This is a genomic window from Nonomuraea sp. NPDC050556, assembly GCF_044457355.1.
Lineage (GTDB): Bacteria > Actinomycetota > Actinomycetes > Streptosporangiales > Streptosporangiaceae > Nonomuraea.
In genome coordinates, this window is record NZ_JBITGU010000002.1 from 971,110 (window position 1) to 992,430 (window position 21,321).

Annotated in this window: 18 protein-coding genes; 5 read left to right on the plus strand and 13 right to left on the minus strand. The window is 69.1% G+C overall.

The window, feature by feature from the left end:
- Positions 1-62: 62 nt before the first annotated feature.
- From ftsX to prfB, 3 genes are all read right to left on the minus strand, one after another.
- The gene (gene ftsX, locus ACIBG8_RS22600) at positions 63-962 is read right to left on the minus strand and encodes a permease-like cell division protein FtsX (protein ID WP_397344853.1); all 900 of its coding nucleotides are present in this window, start codon (positions 960-962) and stop codon (positions 63-65) included.
- A 20-nt stretch (positions 963-982) separates the two neighbouring features.
- On the minus strand, positions 983-1,672 hold the full coding sequence (ftsE, locus tag ACIBG8_RS22605; protein WP_327087309.1) for a cell division ATP-binding protein FtsE: 690 nt from the start codon (positions 1,670-1,672) through the stop codon (positions 983-985).
- A gap of 371 nt (positions 1,673-2,043) precedes the next feature.
- Positions 2,044-3,159 (minus strand): peptide chain release factor 2, encoded by a 1,116-nt coding sequence (prfB, locus tag ACIBG8_RS22610; RefSeq protein WP_397344854.1) that lies wholly within the window; start codon positions 3,157-3,159, stop codon positions 2,044-2,046.
- A 46-nt stretch (positions 3,160-3,205) separates the two neighbouring features.
- Here prfB and ACIBG8_RS22615 point away from each other — a divergent pair, with 46 nt between their 5' ends.
- On the plus strand, positions 3,206-4,267 hold the full coding sequence (locus tag ACIBG8_RS22615) for a hypothetical protein (protein WP_397344855.1): 1,062 nt from the start codon (positions 3,206-3,208) through the stop codon (positions 4,265-4,267).
- Positions 4,268-4,450: 183 nt separating this feature from the next.
- Here the strand turns inward: ACIBG8_RS22615 and ACIBG8_RS22620 are convergent, their stop codons facing one another.
- From ACIBG8_RS22620 to ACIBG8_RS22635, 4 genes are all read right to left on the minus strand, one after another.
- The gene (locus ACIBG8_RS22620) at positions 4,451-9,313 is read right to left on the minus strand and encodes an NAD-glutamate dehydrogenase (RefSeq protein ID WP_397344856.1); all 4,863 of its coding nucleotides are present in this window, start codon (positions 9,311-9,313) and stop codon (positions 4,451-4,453) included.
- A gap of 44 nt (positions 9,314-9,357) precedes the next feature.
- On the minus strand, positions 9,358-10,137 hold the full coding sequence (locus tag ACIBG8_RS22625) for a tryptophan 2,3-dioxygenase (protein ID WP_397344857.1): 780 nt from the start codon (positions 10,135-10,137) through the stop codon (positions 9,358-9,360).
- Positions 10,138-10,229: 92 nt separating this feature from the next.
- Complete coding sequence (locus tag ACIBG8_RS22630) at positions 10,230-10,409, minus strand: zf-HC2 domain-containing protein (RefSeq protein WP_397344858.1); 180 nt, start codon at positions 10,407-10,409, stop codon at positions 10,230-10,232.
- Positions 10,409-10,963, minus strand: coding sequence for a sigma-70 family RNA polymerase sigma factor (locus ACIBG8_RS22635; protein WP_397344859.1), 555 nt, complete (start codon positions 10,961-10,963; stop codon positions 10,409-10,411). Before ACIBG8_RS22635 ends, ACIBG8_RS22630 begins: the two co-directional genes overlap by 1 nt.
- Positions 10,964-11,189: 226 nt before the next feature.
- Here ACIBG8_RS22635 and ACIBG8_RS22640 point away from each other — a divergent pair, with 226 nt between their 5' ends.
- From ACIBG8_RS22640 to ACIBG8_RS22655, 4 genes are read left to right on the plus strand one after another with little or no spacing between them, the layout of a single operon-like run.
- Entirely contained in the window at positions 11,190-11,798 is a 609-nt protein-coding gene (locus tag ACIBG8_RS22640) for a DUF4142 domain-containing protein (RefSeq protein ID WP_397344861.1), read from the plus strand.
- A complete protein-coding gene (locus ACIBG8_RS22645; RefSeq protein ID WP_397344863.1) occupies positions 11,795-13,078 on the plus strand; it encodes a DUF1996 domain-containing protein in 1,284 nt (427 codons plus the stop codon). Before ACIBG8_RS22640 ends, ACIBG8_RS22645 begins: the two co-directional genes overlap by 4 nt.
- Before the next feature lie 50 nt (positions 13,079-13,128).
- Entirely contained in the window at positions 13,129-13,851 is a 723-nt protein-coding gene (locus ACIBG8_RS22650) for a hypothetical protein (RefSeq protein WP_397344864.1), read from the plus strand.
- Positions 13,848-15,332, plus strand: a complete 1,485-nt coding sequence (locus ACIBG8_RS22655) for an NADH-ubiquinone oxidoreductase-F iron-sulfur binding region domain-containing protein (protein ID WP_397344865.1) — start codon at positions 13,848-13,850, stop codon at positions 15,330-15,332. The genes ACIBG8_RS22650 and ACIBG8_RS22655 overlap by 4 nt, the downstream gene beginning before the upstream one ends.
- A gap of 155 nt (positions 15,333-15,487) precedes the next feature.
- Here the strand turns inward: ACIBG8_RS22655 and ACIBG8_RS22660 are convergent, their stop codons facing one another.
- The 6 genes from ACIBG8_RS22660 to ACIBG8_RS22685 are packed head-to-tail and all read right to left on the minus strand — an operon-like array spanning position 15,488 to position 21,157.
- Complete coding sequence (locus tag ACIBG8_RS22660) at positions 15,488-16,456, minus strand: ABC transporter permease (RefSeq protein ID WP_397344867.1); 969 nt, start codon at positions 16,454-16,456, stop codon at positions 15,488-15,490.
- Positions 16,453-17,940, minus strand: coding sequence for a sugar ABC transporter ATP-binding protein (locus tag ACIBG8_RS22665; RefSeq protein ID WP_397344869.1), 1,488 nt, complete (start codon positions 17,938-17,940; stop codon positions 16,453-16,455). The genes ACIBG8_RS22660 and ACIBG8_RS22665 overlap by 4 nt, the downstream gene beginning before the upstream one ends.
- Positions 17,937-18,905 (minus strand): sugar ABC transporter substrate-binding protein, encoded by a 969-nt coding sequence (locus ACIBG8_RS22670; RefSeq protein WP_397344870.1) that lies wholly within the window; start codon positions 18,903-18,905, stop codon positions 17,937-17,939. Before ACIBG8_RS22670 ends, ACIBG8_RS22665 begins: the two co-directional genes overlap by 4 nt.
- A gap of 15 nt (positions 18,906-18,920) precedes the next feature.
- Positions 18,921-19,280: an RbsD/FucU domain-containing protein gene (locus ACIBG8_RS22675; protein ID WP_397344871.1), complete on the minus strand. Its 360-nt coding sequence runs from the start codon at positions 19,278-19,280 to the stop codon at positions 18,921-18,923.
- A complete protein-coding gene (locus ACIBG8_RS22680; protein WP_397344872.1) occupies positions 19,270-20,157 on the minus strand; it encodes a ribokinase in 888 nt (295 codons plus the stop codon). The genes ACIBG8_RS22675 and ACIBG8_RS22680 overlap by 11 nt, the downstream gene beginning before the upstream one ends.
- Positions 20,150-21,157, minus strand: a complete 1,008-nt coding sequence (locus ACIBG8_RS22685) for a LacI family DNA-binding transcriptional regulator (protein WP_397344873.1) — start codon at positions 21,155-21,157, stop codon at positions 20,150-20,152. Before ACIBG8_RS22685 ends, ACIBG8_RS22680 begins: the two co-directional genes overlap by 8 nt.
- Positions 21,158-21,321: the final 164 nt, after the last annotated feature.

Consider the following 21,321-nt stretch of genomic DNA (forward strand, 5'->3'; position numbering starts at 1 on the left):
GCCGGAGAGAGCGAGCTTGCCATGCCAACGGAGGCCCGTCGGGAGTGCGACCATAAACACGGTCAGACCCTGAGGTAACGACGAAGTGTGACAAAGGACGCGAGCACACAGATGACCACACCGATGATCATGATGTACACGATCGTCTGCGCCACGGCGTCCCACCCGAGGGGCGTCCCCGCGTTGATGTAGGCCTGCACGCCGTCGAAGAGGAAGACCTTGGCCACGATGAGCGTAATGGCGGCCAGCACGCCGCCGATCATGCCGGCGATGACGCCCTCCATCACGAAGGGCAGCTGGATGTAGAGGTTCGACGCGCCGACCAGCCGCATGATGCCGGTCTCCCTGCGCCGGTTGAACGCCGACAGCCGCACCGTGTTGCCGATGAGCAGGATGGCCGCGACCACCAGCGCACCCGCCAGGATCATCGAGGCCAAACTGATCTTGTCGAGCAGCTTGAAGAACTGGCTGAGCAGGTCCTTGTGGTCCTTCACCGCCGCGACACCCGGCTGGCCGACGATCTGCTGGACGAGCGCGGCCGAACCGTTGGGGTCGGCGAGCTTGATCCGGAAGGAGGTCGGCATGTCCTCGGCCTTGGCCACGGAGGCCATGGTCTTGTCGGCCGTCTCCAGGTAGTTCTTGTACGCCTGCGCCTGGTCCTCGTAGATGACGTTCTCGACGCCGGGCATCTTCTTGAGCGCCGCCTGAAGGGTGGAGGTCTGCTCGTTCGAGATGCCCTTGCCGTTGCACGCGGGCATCGGGGCGGCCTTGTTACAGAGGAAGACTGATACTTCAACCTTGTCGTACCAGAAGTCCTTCATGAGATTGACCTGCTTGCCGACCAGCAGGCCGACGCCGAGCATCGCCATGCCGACGGCCACGGTCATCACGACCGCGATCGTCATGGTCAGATTGCGACGGAGGCCGATCCAGACCTCGGAAAGGATGAAGTTCGCCCGCATGTTCTGTCTGTAGCTCCCTGTCAGTACGCCTGGCCGTAAACGCCACGCGACTGGTCCCGGACGATCTTGCCGTCCTCCAGCTCCACGACCCGTTTGCGCATGGAGTCGACGATGGCCGCGTCGTGCGTGGCCATGACGACCGTAGTGCCGGTCCTGTTGATCCGGTCGAGCACCTTCATGATGCCGATGCTCGTCGCGGGGTCGATGTTGCCCGTCGGCTCGTCGGCCAGCAGGATCATCGGCCGGTTGACGAACGCGCGGGCCATGGCCACACGCTGCTGCTCGCCACCGGACAGCTCGTCGGGCATCCGGTGCGCCTTGCCCTCGAGGCCGACCAGCTCGATGACCTCGGGAACCACCTTGCGGATGAACCGCCTGGGCTTGCCGATGACCTCGAGCGCGAACGCCACGTTCTCGTAGACGTTCTTGTTCGGGAGCAGCCGGAAGTCCTGGAACACGCAGCCGATGCGGCGGCGCAGGTGCGGCACCTTGAAGTTGGACAGGCGAGCCAGGTCCTTGCCGGCGACGTGGATCGCGCCGGAGTTGGGCCGCTCTTCCTTGAGAATCAGTCGCAGGAAGGTGGACTTGCCCGATCCCGAGGGACCGACGAGGAACACGAACTCACCCTTGTCCACGTCAACCGAGACGTGGTCGAGGGCGGGCCTGTTCTGGTTCACGTAGACCTTGGTGACATTATCGAAATGGATCACGAGAGCATCACGGCATGCCAGTCTAGGGGTCAGGGCGGAAGCAAGGGTGGCACATGCCCACTTCCTGCCGCGGCCCATCGGGGGCGTCCATCTTTACTAATGATCGACGTTCCGATTGGCCAGAGCACAGTCTAGGGGGAAGACTGGCATGGAACGTCCATAACAGAAACAAAACGATTGTGTTCTAGACTGGGGACGACATGAGTTGCGAACACCTCGTATGCGCCCAGTGTGCCCATCCGGTCATCGAAGGCCGGTGCGCGCTCTGCCGCGCCAACCGTGAGCGCATGCACCAGCACGGTGGCATCTCACCCACGGTCGTCGTCGCGGCGCTGCTGACGTTGCTCCTGCTCGCGCTGGTGCTCAAGCACCTAGTTGGCCTCTGACTCCTGGCGGCGCATCCAGCGGATCTCGCTCTCGATGAACTCGTCGATGTCGCCGTCGAGCACCGCTGACGGGTTGCCCGCCTCCGTGCCCGTGCGCAGGTCCTTCACGATCTGGTACGGGTGCAGCACGTAGTTGCGGATCTGGGTGCCCCACGAGGTGGTGGAGGCGCCGCGCAGCTCCGACATCTTCTCCGCCTCCTCCTGCCGCTTGCGCTCCAGCAGCTTGGCCTGCAGCACGTTCATCGCCGAGGCGCGGTTCTGCAGCTGGGAGCGCTCGTTCTGGCAGGAGACCACGATGCCGGTCGGGATGTGCGTGATGCGCACGGCCGAGTCGGTGGTGTTGACGCCCTGGCCGCCGGGACCGCTGGAGCGGTAGACGTCGACGCGCAGGTCGTCCTCGTTGATCTCGATGTGGTCGGTCTGCTCGACGACGGGCACGATGTCCACACCGGCGAACGAGGTCTGGCGGCGGCCCTGGTTGTCGAACGGGCTGATCCGCACCAGGCGGTGGGTGCCGTGCTCGCCGCGCAGCGTGCCGTACGCGTAGGGGGCCTTGACGGTGAAGGTGGCCGACTTGATGCCGGCCTCTTCCGCGTAGGAGGTGTCGTAGACCTCGGTGCCGTAGCCCTTGCGCTCGGCCCAGCGCAGGTACATGCGCAGCAGCATCTCGGCCCAGTCGGCCGCGTCGACGCCGCCGGCCTGGGAGTTGATCGTGACGAGCGCCTCGCGGGCGTCGTAGGGCCCGGACAGCAGCGTGCGGACCTCCAGCGCGCCGATGTCGGAGCGCAGCGAGGCGAGCTCCTTGTCGGCCTCCAGCTTGGTGGCCTCGTCGTCCTCCTCGGCCGCGAGCTCGTAGAGGACGGTCAGGTCGTCGACCCGGCTGACCAGCCCCTCGACGCGGTTGAGATCGGCCTGCAGGTGGGACAGCTTGCTGGTGACCTTCTGCGCGGCCTCGGCGTCGTCCCAGAGGTCGGGCGCGGCAACCTGCTCCCCCAGCTCCGCGATCTGCTTGCGCATCGCCTCGAGGTCGAGCACGTCCATAATGCTGCGGAGCGTGCCGCTGAGCTCGCTGATCTCTTCTGCGGGATCGATGACTGCCACGTCTCCTAAGGGTACGCGACCCATGCACACCCCATAACATGGCGAGGTGCGTGCATACGGTCAGTGGAGAGTGCTGGCGCTCGCCGGTCTCCTGACCGTCGCGGCGTGTACCAGCAGTTCGGAGGGGTTGCCGACCCCGGTCGCCGCGGCGACGAGCGCGCCGGCCACGCCCACTCCAGCACCCACGGAACCGCCCGTCACTCCCACGGAGGCGGCGGCGGTCTTCGCCGAGTACATCGCGTCGGACGACCTGCTGCGCGCCGCGCTGCGCGCCGACCAGAACCTCACCGCCACCCTCAAGGACGCCCTCGACCTCACCTCCGGCGCCCAGGCCCAGCTGGTCATCGCGGCATACCAGCTGACCGGCTACAAGCCGCCACGGCACACGTGGGGGCCGCCGAGGCTGGTCGTGCCGAAGCTGGATCCCGGCAGCGCGATGCCGTGGTTCACCGTGCTGACCAAGCGGGACGGCAGGGAGGCGATCCTCACCTTCGCCAAGTCGCCCGACTGGCGGCTGAGCTCGCTGACGCTGCTGGAGCCCGACACGGTGCTGCCCGAGGTGAAGATCGACGCCGACGGTTACGCGGAGGCGCTGCCGCTGGACGACAAGAGCGTGCTGATCAGCCCGAGGTTCGTGTCGTCGCTGCACGCGTCGGTGGCCGAGTCTGGTCCGAAGGGGATCACCGGCGAGCTGATCGCGCCTGGGCTGTACACGACGAAGATCGCCGAGCAGATCGAGGCGGCCAGGGAGAAGGCCAGACGGATGGGCCAGGGCTTCGGCTACGACTCGATCTTCACGGCGGGCGACTACCCGATCTACGCGCTGCGCACCACGGACGGCGGCGCGCTGGTGCAGTACTCGCTGACCCGCACGTCCACCACGACGAACGACGTGGACCCCAAGGGGCCGGGCGTGCCGATCCCGGAGGCCATCCAGCGCCTGCTCCCGCCCGAGCGCGCGGGCGAGCCGAAGCAGACGGCGCAGCACCAGCTCAAGGTGTTCGAGACGCAGCAGTACACCGCCTCGATCCCGCCCGCTTCCTCGGCGACCGGCCAGGCCGCCGTCCTCGCCCACGACTCCGCGATCACCCGCGCGTCGGCGGACTAGGACCCTTTTCCCGTACGGCGGAGCCGGCGGACAGCCACCCGCCGACGCCCCTTCCCGCCGCAGCACATTGGCAGGCGCCGCAACAGCCTTCCCGCCGCTACATCGGTGCGTGACGCACCGATGTAGCGGCGGGCGCACGTCGGCGGGTGGCGATCCCCTGGCCTGCCGTACAGGAAAGGGGGGTTATGCCTCCGTGTGGGGCAGGCTCGTGGCGGACACCAGGGTGCGGATCGCGCGCAGCGCGACCGAGAGCGTGGCGAGGTCGAAGTTGTCGCTCTCCCAGATCTCCGACAACGTCTGACGAGCCCGCCCGACCGCCGCCGAGTTGGCCTCCGACCACCGCGCCAGCCGCTCCTCGGGCGACAACCCGGGCGTGCTGTGCGCCAGCACGTCCCGCGTGAGCGACGCGTGCGCCGCATACAGGTCGTCACGCAGCGCTGAGCGCGCCATCGCGTTCCACCGGTTGTCCCGGGGCAGCGCGATCACCCGCTCGCGCAGCCGCGCGAGCTGCAGCCGGTCGGCGAGGTCGAAGTACACCTCGGCCACCTCGTTGACCGGACGCCCGGTGAGCGAGGACACCTCGACCAGGTCGAACGTCGAGTAGGCGGGCACCATCGCGGCCACCCGCTCGGCCAGCTCGACCGGCACCCCGCGCCCGACGAACGCGTCGCGCCGCTCCTCGAACGCCTGCAGATCCGGCCCGGTGAGCAGCTTGGGCATGTGGGTGAGCAGCCCGTTGACGCCCTTGACGAAGAACCCGACGGACCCGGCCAGGTCCAGCGGCGGACGCCGGTTGCCCAGCAGCCACCGGGAGCCGCGTTCCGCCAGCTTGCGCGCCTCCAGCAGCATCGCGAGCTGCGTGGAGGTGTCGACCTTGTTGTCCAGCTCCTCCACCGCCCTGGTGAAGCTGGGGAAGTCGAAGACCTCCCTGGACACCAGCCAGGCGCGTACGATGTCGGGCGCCGAGGCCCCGGTCTCCTCGCCCAGGCGGAACATGAACGTCGTGCCGGTGGAGTTGACCAGCTCGTTCGTCACGCAGGTGGTGATGATCTCGCGGCGCAGCGGGTGGGCGTCCATGTAGGTGCGGAACCGCTCGCGCAGCGCCGACGGGAAGTAGGACACCAGCCAGGAGGCGAGGTAGGGGTCGTCTGGCAGGTCGGAGTCGAGCAGCTCGGCGTCCACCACGAGCTTGGTGTAGGCGAGCAGCACGGAGAACTCCGGCGCGGTGAGCCCGAGCCTGGCCTGGCGGCGCTCGGCGAGCGTCTTGTCCGAGGGCAGGAACTCCAGGTCGCGGTTGACCAGCCCCTCCCGCTCCAGCTTGCGCAGGTAGCGTGCGTGGATGTGGAGCATCTCCACGGCCTGGGCGCGGGCGGCGGCCAGCACCACGTTCTGCGCGTAGTTGTCACGCAGGACCAGGTCGGCGACCTCGTCGGTCATCTCCATGAAGACCTGGTTGCGCTGCTTGTCGGTGAGCTCGCCGTCCCTGACGACCTCGTCCAGGAGGATCTTGATGTTGACCTCGTGGTCGGAGGTGTCCACACCGGCGGAGTTGTCGATGAAGTCGGTGTTGACCAGCCCGCCGGCCAGGGCGAACTCGATGCGGGCGAGCTGGGTGAGGCCCAGGTTGCCGCCCTCGCCGACCACCTTGCAGCGCAGCTCGTTGCCGTTGACCCTGAGCGAGTCGTTGGCCTTGTCGCCGACGTCGGCGTTCGACTCGGTGGACGACTTGACGTAGGTGCCGATGCCGCCGTTCCACAGCAGGTCGACCTCGGCCTTGAGGATGGCGTTGATCAGGTCGTTGGGCGCCATCGAGGCGTTCTCGACGCCCAGCAGCGCGCGCGTCTGCGGGGAGAGCGGGATCGACTTGGCGGTGCGCGGCCACACGCCGCCGCCCGCCGAGATCAGGTCGTGCGCGTAGTCCTCCCACGAGCTGCGCGGCAGCGCGAACATCCGCTGCCGCTCGGCGAAGGAGGCGGCGGGGTCCGGGTCGGGGTCGATGAAGATGTGGCGGTGGTCGAACGCGGCGACCAGCTTGATGTGCTCGGAGAGCAGCATGCCGTTGCCGAACACGTCGCCGGACATGTCGCCGATGCCGACCACGGTGAAGTCGGTGGTCTGCACGTCCGTGCCCGTGGTGCGGAAGTGGTACTTGACCGACTCCCACGCGCCGCGCGCGGTGATGCCCATGGCCTTGTGGTCGTAGCCGATCGAGCCGCCGGAGGCGAACGCGTCACCGAGCCAGAAGCCGTACTCCTTGCTCACGCTGTTGGCGATGTCGGAGAACGTCGCCGTGCCCTTGTCTGCGGCGACCACCAGGTAGGTGTCGTCGCCGTCGTGGCGCACGACGTCCGGCGGCGGCACGACCTGGCCGTCGACCAGGTTGTCGGTCACGTCGAGCAGGCCGGAGATGAACATCCGGTAGCAGGCCACGCCCTCGGCCAGCACGTCCTCGCGGGTTCCTGAGGCGGGCGGGCGCTTGACCACGAAGCCGCCCTTGGACCCGGTCGGCACGATGACGGTGTTCTTCACCATCTGCGCCTTGACCAGGCCGAGGACCTCGGTCCTGAAGTCCTCCATGCGGTCGGACCACCGCAGCCCGCCGCGCGCGACCTTGCCGAAGCGCAGGTGCACGCCCTCGACCCGGGGCGAGTAGACGAAGATCTCGTACTGCGGCCTGGGCAGCGGCAGAACGCTGATCGCCTGCGGGTCGAACTTCAGGGAGATGTACGGCTTGCGCTTGCCGTCCGCGTCGCGCTGGTAGTAGTTGGTGCGCAGCGTGGCCTGCATCATCTCCAGGTAGGCGCGCAGGATGCGGTCCTCGTCCAGCGAGGCGACCTCGTCGAGCGCGCCGAGGATCTCCTCGGACAGCGCCTCGGACAGGTCGGTGCGCACGTCGTCGGGGCGCTTGGGGTCGAGGCGCGCCTCGAACAGCCGCACCAGGAGCCTGGCCAGCTTCACGTTGTGGGTGAGGACGCGTTCCATGTACCGCTGGCTGAAGGTGCTTCCTGCCTGGCGCAGGTACTTGGCGTAGACGCGGAGGATCTCCACCTGCTCCCAGGTCAGCCCGCCCAGCAGGATCAGCGCGTTGAAGTTGTCCGCCGTGGCGTCGCCGCGCCACAGGGCGGCCAGGCCGTCCTGGAAGAGCTTCTTGAAGCCGTTGCGGTCGACGTCGGCGGACGGCGTGTAACGCAGGCCGAAGTCGTAGATCCAGGCGTCCTTGGTGGCCGGGTCGTTGTCGCGGTCGATCTCGTAGGGGCGCTCGTCGACCACCTCGACGCCGAGCCGCTGGATCAGCGGGAGCATCTTCGACAGCGACACCGCTGAGCCGTGCTTGTAGATCTTGAGTCGGCGCTCGCCCTCGGTGGCGTCGTACGGCTCGTAGAGGTTGATGCCGATCTCGTCCTTGCCGACCAGCGACTCCAGGCGCTTGAGGTCCACGACCGCCATCTTCGGCGGGAAGTCGGCCTTGTAGCCCTCGGGGAAGGCGTTCTGGTACTGCCGGGTGAGGGCGGGGGCCTCGTCCTCGGAGGTCATCTCGGCGATCGCGGTCGCCAGGTCGTCCTCCCACGAGCGGGTGACGGCGGCCAGGCGCGACTCCAGCTCCTCCACGTCCACGCTCGGCGGCGGCAGCGGCCTGCCGCGCTCGCCGCGCACCACGACGTGCAGCCTGGCCAGCGCGGACTCGCCGATCATCGCGCTGTAGTCGAGCGTGGTGCCGCCCAGCGCCTTGATCAGCAGCTCCTGCATCTTCAGCCGCACCTTGGTGGTGTAGCGGTCGCGGGGCAGGTAGACCAGGCAGGAGATGAAGCGGCCGTAGTCGTCGCGGCGCAGGAACAGCTTGACCTGCTTGCGCTCGCGCAGCCTGAGCACGCCGAGCGCGATCGGCAGCAGCTCCTCGGTGCTGGTCTGGAAGAGCTCGTCGCGCGGGAAGGTCTCCAGGATCTCGATGAGGTCCTTGCCGTCGTGCGAGTCGGCGGTCAGCCCGGCCAGGTCGAGCACGTCGGCGAGCTTGCGCCGCAGGACCGGGATCCTGGAGATCGACTCGTTGTAGGCGACGTGGGTGAACAGGCCGAGGAAGCGCCGCTCGCCGATCACCTCGCCGTCGGGCGAGAACAGCTTCACGCCGACGTAGTCGAGGTAGGCGGAGCGGTGCACGGTGGCCCGCGAGTTCGCCTTGGTGATGATCAGCAGCTGCTTCTCGCGCGCCTTGGCCCGCAGCTCGGCGGGCAGGGAGGAGAAGCTCTCGGAGGAGACCCTGTCGTCGCGCAGGATGCCGAGCGCGGCCCCTGGCACGGCCTTCAGCGTCTCGCCGTCCGGGCTGTCCTCAAGGCGGTACTCGCGGTAGCCGAGGAAGGTGAAGTGCCCGTCGGCGAGCCAGCGCAGCAGGTCGAGGCTGTCCTCGACCTCGGCGGGCTCCAGCGGCGGCGGGTTGATCGACAGGTCCTCGGCGGTCTGTACGGCCAGCGCGCGCATTTTGGCGAAGTCCTCGACCGCGTGCCGTACGTCGGACAGCACCCGCTGGAGGTCGGCCTCCAGCCGCTGGAGCACCTCGGGGTCGGCCTGGCGGTCGATCTCGATGTGCATCCACGACTCGACCAGCATCTGGCCGGTGACGTCCTCCATGCCGCGCCCGAGCATGCGCCCGGTCATGTCGCGGCGCACCCGCATCTGCGGGTGGACGATCAGGTGGGTGCCGATGTCGTGCCTGTCGAGCTCCATCGTCACCGAGTCGACCAGGAACGGCATGTCGTCGGTGACCACCTCGACCACGGAGTGGCCGGGCTCCCAGCCGTTCTCCTCAAGCGTGGGGGTGTAGGCCCGCACGACCGCCCTGCCCTGGGGGCGGACCTCGGCCAGCTGCTTCTGCGACATGGCCGGGCCGTACACGTCGACCGGGTTGCGGTCCAGGAGGTCCTCTGGCGCGACATGCCGGTAGTAGACCCGGAGGAAGGCGAGGGCCTCCTCGGGGCTGACGTGGTCGTTGCCCACGGCGCACCTCTGTGCTGCGCGCTGGAGCAGCTCGTCCTTGGCCTCGTCGAGCGGCATTTCGCTCTCACTCCTTTGTGAGGGTTTGCCATAGTTGCGGCTGGTCATAGCCAGCCCCTTAGTTCCCACAGCAGGGGGTAGTAGTGCAGGCGCGTCCGACCTCGCAGGTAGGGCGCGCCGGTCGAGCCACCTGTGCCCGACTTGGTGCCGATCTGCCGTTCGACCATCTGGACGTGACGGGTCCGCCACAGCGCGGCGGTCTCGTCGTGCGTCAGCAGGTCTTCGGCCAGTTGCCACAGGTCGTCGTGCGTCCTGCGATCCCTCGCCACGGCCAGCAGCGAATCCATGATCTCCTCGTCGGAGACCGCGAACCCGCGCTGGGAGAGGGCGGTGAGGTAAGCATCCCACAGGGTGGGTTCCCGCAATCGCCCGCCCAGCCTGGCGAGTTCCGTGTCGGAGGCGTCGCGCAGCCTGGTCAGGTAGCTCTCGTCCTTGGCGCCGGAGAGGAACTCCAGCTCGCGGAACTGCACGGACTGGAACCCGCTCGCCGGGGCGAGCTTGGCCCTGAACTCCATGAAGTCCTGAGGCGTCATCGTCTCGAGGACCTCGACCTGCTCGATCAGCACCCGTTCCACCGCGTGCACCCGCTTGAAGAGGTGTTTCGCGTGCCACAGTTCGCCGTCGAACATGGCCTCGCGGGCGCCTTCCAGCTCGTGCAGGAGCAGCTTGAACCACAGCTCGTAGACCTGGTGGATAGTGATGAAGAGGAGCTCGTCAGGGGCCTGTGACTGCGGGAGTTGCTGGGCGAGCAGTTCGGGCAGCCGGAGGTAGCCGCCATAGGACAGACGGCCGCCCTCCTCGCCGAACTGCCTGTCGGGGGGCATGGTCGCATTACCGTCGACCCCCACAGGGCGCACCTCCCCCAAAATTGCCCATTAGCCGGGCATACCGATACCACCCGAAAAGCGCACGCGCGTCAACGTGACTCTTCGGCCGTGGTGGGGGAATGCTTGAGATCGTCGAGCTGCTCGGGGACCTCGGCGAGCTCCTTGAGCTCGGCCTGACACCGCTGGCACGTGTCGAGATGACGTTCGAACGCCTCGTTCTCCTCGTCGTCGAGGACACCGAGCGCGTAGGCAGCCACCTCTTCATGCATCAGCCGGCTACCCCCTTCTCCCGCAGCTGTTCACGGAGAGCTCGAATCCCGTAGTAGAGCCTCGATTTGACCGTGCCCGGCGGGATCCCCAGAATCTCCGCCGCTTCACTTATCGTACGGTCCCTGAGGTAAGTCTGCTCGATGACTTCTCGGTGTTCTTCGCTGAGGCTGCGCAGCGCGTCCGCGACCACGATGGCCGACAGCGCGCGGTCGCATCCGTCGGGGACGGAGACGGTGTCGGCCTCTGGGGGCTCGACCTCGGGTGGCCTGGCGCTTCTGCGGCGCCGGCCGTCGATCACGATGCGGCGGGCCACGGTAAGCAGCCACGCCCAGATGAGGCTCGGTTCCCAGTGCAGCCTTGCCGAGTTACGCCAGGCCCTGACGATCGTCTCCTGCACGACGTCTTCGGCCCATTGGAGATCGTTTCCGGTGGACTTGCGCACGTGACGTAACAGCGGGCCGCGAAACTCCTGGTAGAGCACCGCTATGCGATGTTCTGCCTCGGCGTCCGCACTCTCGAACCTGCCGTCGAGGTGACCTAGCACGGGGCACATCTTTACACCTTCGTTATCACTCCGGTAGTCACTCCGATAACTCCAGTCATTTCTGACTATCTCACCCCATGAGATGAACCGCCCCACCTGACTCCGCGTACCTCCGACCATGCACGTGCTTATGGTCGCGCCCGCTTCGCTCCTCGTTGGCTCGTCCCTCGCGCTCTCGTCACGAGCTCCTGCGCTCCGGCTTCTCTCCCGCCGCCTCGGCCTCGGGGAAATCCTCATGGCCGCGGGCTTCGCATTGGCGGCGACCATCACCATCCTGCTGGTCATCCCGCCCACGGGCACGCAGGGCCGGTCCGGGTGGACGCAGGCGGAAGGAGGTCCGCTCGGCCCCGCCGACCGCGACCTGCTGGCCAAGGTACGGCAGGCCGGGCTCTGGGAGATCCCCACCGGCCAGCAGGCCCAGCAGCGGGCGAGCAGCGAGAAGGTCAAGGACGTCGGCATGCACCTGGTCGAGGACCACACCAAGCTCGACAAGGTCACCAGGGAACTGGCGGCCAGGCTCGATGTGGTCCTGCCCAGCCAGCCCAACGCCGACCAGCAGGGCTGGATGGCCCAGCTCTCCGCGGTGACCGGCACCGCCTACGACAGGGACTTCGCCAACTTCCTGCGCCTGGCCCACGGCAAGGTCTTCACCGCCATCGCGGCGGTGCGCGCCGGAACGCGCAACGACGAGATGCGGCGCTTCGCCACGCAGGCCAACGCGGTCGTGCTCAAGCACATGACGCTGCTGGAGTCCACCGGCCTCGTCGACTTCGACAGCCTGCCAGAACCCCCCACACCCTCACCTGTTCCTGTTGCGGCAGAACCAAGGAGAGAGAACCCATGAGGAGATCCACACGCATGGCGGCGGCGCTGTCCGCGCTGGCCATGACCGCGGGCGGCCTGGTGTCCGCGGCCGTGCTCGTGGCCACCCCCGCCAGAGCCGACCACTGCGACCCGGCCAAGCAGGGTACGCAGCAGCAGGCCCAGCCCGACCAGCAGAACCAGCAGGACCAGCAGGACCAGCAGGACCAGCAAGATCAACAGGGCCAGGGCGGCGGAAGAGCCGCACCGAGCCCCGCCCCCAGTGCGACGCCGACGCCCAGCCGTACCGCCTCCGAGGAGCCGTCACAGCAGCCGACGACCCAGGACCCGACGCAGGAGCCGACAACGGAGCCCACGGCAGAGCCCAGCCAGCGACGGCGCCCCACCCCGTCACCGAGCGCCAGCCCCACGGCCAGCCCGAGTGCCAGCGCCGACCACGATGACGAGTGCGCCGACCTCGGCCCGTTCGTCACCGACTTCGTCGACATCCGCCGCGTCCAGCCCAACGGCACGGGCCTGAGCGGCGGCAGGGGCTCGTTCGTCTCCGAGTGCGGCACCAACCGCAACGGCCACAACAACCCCGACAACTTCATCGTCGCCCCCGGCGTCAGCAACGGCGCCCACCACCTGCACGACTACGTCGGCAACCTGTCCACCAACGGCTTCTCCACCGACCAGAGCCTGGCCGCGGCCGGAACCACGTGCCGGTTCAACGACCGCTCCACCTACTTCTGGCCCGTGCTCAGGGACCGCAAGGTCGACGACAACGTCCAGGACCCCGACGGCAACGTCGGCCGGGTGCTCAGGCCCCGATCGGTCACGCTGGTCTTCCGCGGCAACCCCGGCAGCAGGGTCGTGGCCATGCCGAGGTTCCTGCGGCTGATCACCGGCGACGCCAAGGCCGCCACGAACGGCGGCGCCAACGCCCGCGCCCAGTGGACGTGCACCGGGTTCACCAACCGGATCACCACGCAGTATCCGCTGTGCCCGCGCTTCAGCCAGGTGATGCGCATCCTGGACTTCCCGAGCTGCTGGGACGGCCAGAACACCGACAGCGCCAACCACCGCACCCACGTCCTCTTCCCCGAGCAGAGCGGCGCCTGCCCGCAGGGCACCAGGGCGATCCCGCAGCTGCGGATGATCCTCACCTACTCGGTGCCGCAGGGCCCGTCGTTCGCGGTGGACGCCTTCCCCGAGCAGAAGCACAACCCGATCACCGACCACGCGGACTTCGCCAACGTGATGCCTGACCGGCTGATGGCCTTCGCGGTGAACTGCATCAACCGCGGCCGCCGCTGCTAGCAGCGATCTCTCCCGGGCAACGCCCTCAACCGAACCCCTGGGAGGATCACATGCTCCACAGACGACAACCGCGCCACGCGCCGTCGAAGCTCGACTCCAGGAACATCCGCCTGGGTCTGAGCGCGTCGGGCACGGCCGTCCTGCTGTCGGTGTTCGCGCTGACCAGGTCCGAGCGCGGCATCCAGCTGCTCGGCGACGCCATGCGCTTCCTCGACTTCTACCTCGGCGTCTTCGCCCTCGTCTGCCTCACCGTGACCGTGGCGGCCGGGCTCATCGCGACGGAACGGGTCTTCCTCTCGCCGCCCAACCGGGTCAGGGCCCAGTTCGCGCACCGCATGGCCGCGGCGTCGGCGATGGTGTTCCTGGCCGGTCACCTGGCGCTCAAGTTCAGCAAGGGCTCGGCGCTCGGTACGGCGGCCACCGCCCTGCTGGCGGTGGTCGTGGTCACGGGCTTCCTGCGCGGCAGGTTCGCCGGTACGGCCCGCCCGTGGTTGTGGCGGGTGCTGCACGGCGCCGCCTACCTGGCCTGGCCGGTCGCGATCCTGCACGGCCTGAGCGCCGGTCGCGCCCCGGCCGGCTGGGTGGCGTGGTCGTATGTGGCGTGCCTGGCCGCCGTGGGCTCGGCGCTCATGGTGCGCATGGCGGCCACGCTGCTGCGCCCGCCCGCCGTACCCGAGCCTGTCGAGGCGCCGGAGGTGGCGGCTGCCCCGGCTGAGGCCGCGCCGGACCTCGTTCAGCCCATCAGCCTCGCCGACTACAGGAGGGCCGGATGATCCCGCACCGCGTGCCGCACGTGCTCAGGCTCGGCCCGGCCAGGTTGACGGCCGGGCTCGACCACTGCAGGCGGCTCGACCTGCCCGCACACAGGACCATCCACGGCGAGCCTGCCGCGCGCGACCTGGAGAACCTGCTCGCGCAGGTCGACGAGGTCGACCTGCGCGGCAGGGGCGGCGCGGCCTTCCCGTTCGCGCGCAAGCTGCGTGCGGTGGCCGAAGCTGCGGGCGCGCGCGAGAGCGTCGTGCTGGTCAACGCCGCCGAGGGCGAACCGGCCAGTTCCAAGGACGAGATGTTGCTGGTGCGCACGCCGCACCTGGTGCTGGACGGCGCGATCCTGGCGGCCGAGGCGCTGCACGCCCGCGAGGTGGTCGTCGCGACCGCCGAAGGCCACGTGGGCGAGGCGTCGATGGCCGCCGCCGTGGCAGAACGGCGGGCGGCGACGATCGCGGGGGCTTCGGAGAGCCACCTGCGGATCCGGGTGGTCGGGCTGCCCGAGCGGTTCATCTCCGGCGAGGGCGGCGCGCTGGTGCGCGGCGTCAACGGCGAGGAGGCGATGCCGCCGGGCAGGAAGAAGCGCGCCGCGCACGAGGGGGTCGACGGGCTGCCCACGCTGCTGTCCAACGCGGAGACCTTCGCCCAGCTCGCCGTACTCGCCGAGCTCGGGCCGCCCGGCTACGCCGACGTGGGCACCGCGCGCGAGCCGGGGACGCTGCTGCTCAGCGTGAGCGGCGGCGCGGCGGTCGAGGCGGTAATCGAGGTGAGCGCGGGCATGCCGCTGTGGGGGGTGCTGGAGCTGTGCGACGCGGACGTCGGCGACGGGGTGCTCGTCGGCGGTTACCACGGCGCGTGGCTGGGGCCGGAGGCGGCGCGCGACGCCGTGATCTCGCGGGAGGGCATGAAGCTGGCCGGTGGCGAGCTGGGGGCGGGCATCATCGTGCCGCTCGGCTCGTCGACGTGCCCCTTGGGCGAGTCGGCGAGGATCGCGACCTACCTGGCGGCGCAGTCGTCCGGGCAGTGCGGTCCTTGCCGGCTCGGGTTGCCTGAGGTGGCCAGGACGCTGTGCGCCCTGACCGACGGGTCCGGGTCCGCCGACGCGGTACGGCGGGCCGTGCGGGCGGTGGAGCGGCGGGGCGCGTGCTTCCATCCGGACGGCAGCGCCAGGTTCGTGCTGTCGGCGCTGGACGTCTTCGCCGACGACATCGCCCTGCACCTGGAGCACGGCTCGTGCGGGCGGCCGGTGCGTGGGGTGTTGCCGTTGCCTGAGCCGGAGGGCGAGCCCGAGTACCGGCTTGACGTCGACTGGACCCGCTGCGAGGGCCACGGGTTGTGCGCCCATCTGCTGCCGGAGTTCGTCGACCTGGACGACTACGGCTTCCCGTCGTTCCGCAACGTCCCGGGCTGGATGGCCAGGGACGCGCGGAGAGCCGTGGAGATGTGCCCCGCCCTGGCCCTCCGCCTCGCCACCCAACCCGCCTGACACCACCCCTCTCGTGCGTCACACACCCGGGCGCGCTGGCTCAGGTCCTTTTGGAGCGTCCAGGAAGCCCCACAGAGGAGACCCTTCACTTCTTTTGAGGGGAGGTGCGTGTGGGAGGTGTTGTTAGGGCCATCAGCCCGTGAGGTGGGGTTGGGTCAGGCGGTCTGGGTGATGGCGAGTTTCCTCGCCAGCCGCAGCCGGTAGGCGTCCAGGATGACGGCGACGAGGATCACGAGACCCGTGATGATCTGCCGTTCGAAGTCGGACACCCCCATGAGAAGGAGGCCGTTGGTAAGGACACCGAGGAGGCACGCGCCCAGGAAGGTGCCGATCATCGAGCCGCGGCCGCCCATCAGGGAGGCCCCGCCGATCACCACGGCCGCGATGGCGTTGAGTTCGTAGCCCTGCCCCAGGATCGGCGAGGCGATGTTGAGCCGCGCCATGTAAAGGATCGCCGCCACCCCCACGGTGAACCCCGCGATCACGAACGCGGCGATCTTGACGCGGGAGGTCCTGTGCCCCGACAGGCGCACGGCCTCCTCGTTGTTCCCCGTCGCGTAGATCAACCGCCCGAACACCGTACGCGAAAGGACGAACCACCCCACGGCGACCAGCACCGCCGCGACCCAGAACACCGCGGGAACCCCGGCGAGCGTGAGCGTCCCGAAGTCGTTCAGCGCGGGCGGCAGGTCGTAGATCGTCGCCGCGTCCGTGTACCGCTCGGCCGCACCCCTGGCGATGTTCAACATCGCCAGGGTCACGATGAACGAAGGCACCCGCCACCGCTCCGAGATGAACCCGTTGACGAACCCCACGATCCCGCCCACGACCATGCTGAGCAGGATCCCGAGCAGCAACGTTCCGACCGACCCCGACCCGGCCATCAGCGTCCCGGAAACCACCGCGCACAACGCCATGGACGACCCGACGGACAGGTCGATCCCGCCCACCAGGATCACGAACGTCATGCCCACGGCGAGCACGGTGTTCAGCGTGATCTGGGTCATGATGTTGCGCAGGTTCTGCTCGGTGGCGAAGCTGGGCGCAGCCGCCACGAAGAAGGCGGCGAGCAGCACCAGCGCCACGCCGATGCCCGCCTCTCCGAGCACGAGCCTCTTGATCATTGTGTGTCACCGTTCTTGAGATAGCCCGAGTAGGCCAGCGTGAGGATGTGCTCGGCGTCGAAGTCCGCGCGCTCGACGGAACCGGCGATCTTCCCTCGGGAGAAGACCAGGATCCGGTCGCAGATGCCCATCAGCTCGGGCAGGTCGGAGGAGACCACGAGCAGCGCCTTGCCCTCGGCCGCCAGGCCGAGCAGCAGCTCGTGGATCTCGTACTTCGCCCCCACGTCGATGCCGCGGGTGGGCTCGTCCACGATCAGCAGGTCGGAGCCCGCGTTGAGCCACTTGGCCAGCACGACCTTCTGCTGGTTGCCGCCGGACAGCGTGCGCACGTGCTGCCCGACCCCGGCGGACCGCAGGTGCAGCCGCTCCCCCAGCGCTTCGGACACCGCGCGTTCCTTGCCGAAGGACAGCAGGGCGCCGCGCAGCTTGGCCAGCGTGACGTTGGCGCTGATCGGCAGGTCGAGGACGAGGCCCTGCGACTTGCGGTCCTCGGTGAGCAGGCTGACGCCGTGCCGTACGGCGTCCTTGGGGTGCTTGATCCGCACCTTCTTGCCGAACAACGCGATATTTCCGGAGACGGCTTTGTCGGCGCCGAAGATCGCCCGCATCGCTTCCGTACGCCCGGAGCCGACCAGCCCGGCGAACCCGACGACCTCCCCCCGGCGTACGGCGAAGCTGAGCGGCCCGTCGAACCCGGCGACGCGAAGGTCGTCGACCCGCAGCGCCTCCTCGCCAGGCGACCGGTCGGGCAGCGGCGGGAACTCCTGCGCCAGGTCGCGCCCGACCATCGCGCGCACCAGGTCGGGCGCCGTGACGCCCGCCATGGTGCGGCTCTCCACGCTGCGCCCGTTGCGCAGCACGGTGACCCGGTCGGCCAGCTCCAGCACCTCCTGCAGGTGGTGCGAGATGTAGACGATGGCCACGCCGCGCTCGCGCAGGTCCTTCAGGATGCCGAACAGGCGCCCGGCCTCCCTGCTGGTCAGCGTCGCGGTCGGCTCGTCCATGATCAGCAGCTTGCAGTCGACGGACAGCGCCTTGGCGATCTCCACGAGCTGCATCTGCGCGATGCCGAGCCGCTCGACGAGCGTGTCCGGCGAGACATTCAGCCCGACCTGCTCCAGCAGCGCGGCGGCGTCGGCGCGCAGCTTGCGCCGGTCGACGACGCCCGCCTTGCGCGGCAGCCGGCGCAGGAACAGGTTCTCCGCGACCGTCAGGTACGGCAGCAGCGCCAGCTCCTGGTGCACCACCTGGATCCCGGCGGCCAGCCCGTCGGCGGCGCTCGACGGGGCGTAGGCGACCCCGTCGAACTCCATGGAGCCGCCGTCCGGCGGCTGGATCCCGGCCAGGCACTTGACCAGCGTGGACTTGCCCGCGCCGTTCTCGCCCACGAGGGCGTGGATCTCGCCCTCGTGCAGTTCGAGGTCGACCCCGTCGAGCGCCACCACACCGGGGAAGCGCTTGACGAGTCCGGTGACCTTCATCATCCGACGTTGTCCTTGGTGATGAGCTTGATCTCGGTCTTCTGCCAGCCGCTGAAGTTCTCGCCGCCGATCATCTTCATCGCGAAGTCGATGCCGTAGGAGGCCTGCTGCGCGCCGAACTGGTCGAGGGTGGACACGACGGAGCCGTCCTTGACGTACTGCTGGATGGCCGGGATGTTGTCGAAGGCCGCGACCTTGATCTGGCCCTTCTTGCCCTGCTCCTCGATCGCCTTCAGCGCGCCGAGCGCCATGTTGTCGTTGGCGGCGAGCACGCCCTTGATCGTCGGGTGCGCCGACAGGAGGTTGCCGAAGACGGTGTGCGCCTCGTCGGTCTCCCAGTGCGCGGTCTTGGAGTCGACGAGCTTGAGCCCGCCCTCCTTGATCGCGTCCTCGAAGCCGGCCTTGCGCTGGGCGGCGTTGGCCGCGCCCGGGTTGCCCTCGAGGATGATCACTTCGGCGTCCTTGCCGAGCTCCTTGGCCAGGACCATGCCGGACTGCTTGGCGCCGTCGCGGTTGTCCGGGCCGACGAACGGCACCTTGTCGGCGATGCCCGCGCTCTTCATCGCGGCCTCTTCGAGCTGGACGTCGATGTTGACGACCTTCACGCCCGCGTCCACGGCGCGCTTGAGCGGCGCGATGAGGGCGCGGGAGTCCGCCGGGGCGATGACGACGGCCTTGGCACCCTGGGTGACGCACTTCTCGACCGCGGCGACCTGGTTGTCGATGTCGGTCTCGTTCTGGATGCCGGTGACCTGGAGGGTGAGGTCGCCGCGCTTGGCCGCGTGCTCCTCGGCGCCCTTCTGCATCTGCTGGAAGAACTCGTTGGCCAGCGACTTCATCACCAGGCAGACGGCGGGCTTCTCGCCGGGCTTGGCGGCGGGCGCGCTGGCCGTGGTGCCGCCGCCCTCCTTGCCGCAGGCGGTGAGCGCGAGTGCCAGGCCCGCGACGGCGATGATCTGCTTCTTCATGGGGGTGATCTCCTTCTAGAAGGGCACGCCGGCCCGGAGGACGACATTGGCGTACGGCGTGGCCTCGCCCGTCCTGACGACGGCTCTGGCCTGGCCGGTGAGTTGCTTGAGCTGTTCGTGCGGAATGCGCTCGGCATCCGGCAGGAAGCCGGGCGGAGCCTCCGATGCCACGTAGGAGTGCTCGACGACGAGCTCCCGCCTGATGGCGTCGAGCACCGGATGGAACCCCGGCTCGCCCCTGCGCCAGACGAGGTCGACCGTCTCCACGCCGGAGGGCACCGGGAGGCCCGGGTCGGCGACGACGATCAGGTCCGTGTGGCCCATCGCGGTGATGATCTGCAGCAGGCGCGGGTGCCAGAGTCCGTCACGACGCATGGTGGAGGAGCCTTTCCACGTCTTCTCCGGTGGGCATGGCCGACTGGGCGCCGTGCCCGGTGGTGGCCAGCGCTCCTGCGGCGCAGGCGCGGGTCACCGCCTCGCGAAGGGGTTGCCGATACGTATAGCCAAGGGCGACCTGGGCGCAGAAAGTGTCTCCAGCGCCCACCGCGTCCACCGCCTGGACCTGGAACGACGGCACCTCCATCACGGCTCGGTCATCGGCCTCCGCCGCGATCGCACCGCGCGCTCCCAGCGTGATCACCGCCGCCTTCGGGCCGAGCGCGAGCAGCGCCGTCGGGTCGGCGGCGCCGCACAGGCTGACGGCCTCGCTCTCGTTCACGACGAGCAGGTCGACGTGGCGGAGCAGGGACTCAAGACCCTCCTGGTACGGCGCGGCGTTGAGGATCACGGGGATGCCCCCGGCGCGGGCCTTGGCCGCGGCAGCCGTACAGACCTCCAGGGGGACTTCGAGCTGCAGGAGCAGCGCGTCGGCTCCGGTGAGGTCGAGGTCGCGGACGTCCAGGTGGCCGTTGGCGCCCCGGGCGACGGTGATCATGTTCTCGCCGCCCTCCTCGACCACGATGAGCGCCATCCCGGTGGATTCGCTGCCGATGGAGACCTGGGAGACGTCCACGCCTTCCCGCCGGACGGCCGTCAGGAGCTCGGGCCCGAAGTCATCACCCACCCGGCCGACCAGCCGCACCTTCGCGCCGAGCCTGGCGGCCGCGACCGCCTGGTTGGCTCCCTTCCCCCCGGCCGCCTTCCGGGCGCAGGGCCCGGAGACGGTCTCTCCCGGCGCCGGCAACCGCGTGACGGGCACCGTCAGGTCGACGTTGAGTCCACCCACGACGACGAGCTCGACCGCCTCACGCATCGTCGACACCGCCGACCGGGTCCGGACAGCCGCAGGAGCCGCGCCGGATGAGCGTGGCGGGCAGGATGACCCGCTCCCCCACCGACTGGTCCTTGATCTGCCGGGCCAGCAGCTCCACCGACTGCCTGCCGAGCTGCTCCAGTGGCTGCCGCATCGTGGTGAGCGCGGGCACCGTGTAGGAGGAGGCGGCGATGCCGTCGAAGGAGCAGATCGCCACGTCCCCCGGCACGGTCAGCCCGAGCTCAGCGGCCGCGCGCATCACCCCGAACGCCTGCTCGTCGCTGGTGACGAAGAGCGCGTGCGGCCGGTTCTCGCGCGACAGCAGGTCGCGCCCGCTGAGGTACCCCTGCCTGCGCCCGAACGGCCCGTGCGCCAGCGGCATAGCGGAGGGATCCAGCCCGGCCTCGGAAAGCGCCCGCGCCCAGCCCGCCACGCGGTCGACGGTCGGGTGGATGCCGACCGGCCCGGCGACGCAGCCGATGCGACGGCGGCCGTGCTCGATGAGGTGGGTCGTCGCCTCGTGGGCGCCGCCCTCGTTGTCGATCAGCAGGTGGCTGGCCGGCACCTCGTCGAGCTCACGGTCGAGCACGATGCACGGCACGCCTGAGGCGGCGAGCAGGGACCGCCAGGTGCGGGGACCGTGGGCGGGAATCAGGATCAGCCCGTCCACCTGGCGGTCGATCAGGGTGCGGACGTAGGCCGCCTCGCGCTCGTCGTCGTCCATCGCGTTGCCGAGCAGCAGGGTGAGCCCGTGCTCGAAGGCGACGTCCTCGATCTCGCGGGCCAGTTCGGCGAAGAACGGGTTGGCGTTGTCGGGGACGACCAGGCCGATCGTGTGCGTCCTGCTGGTGCGCAGCGAGCGGGCCACGGCGTTCGGCCGGTAGCCGAGCTCGTCGATGGCGCGCAGCACCCGCTCCTTGGTGTGCGGGGCCACGTTGCGAGGGCCGTTGTTGAGCACGTAGCTCACCACGGCCTCCGAAGTGCCGGCCAGGCGAGCCACATCGCGGCGGGTGACCAATGGGGGACGTCCTATCTACTCGTGTTGACCGACACCTTGAAGGCGCTCGGCAGGCGTTAGCAACACGTGTAGATGGAGTGTTACAGGGCCGTTATCTGCAGGTATCCGACCGATCACGAAGCAGTCACTCATCGGACTCGACCGTT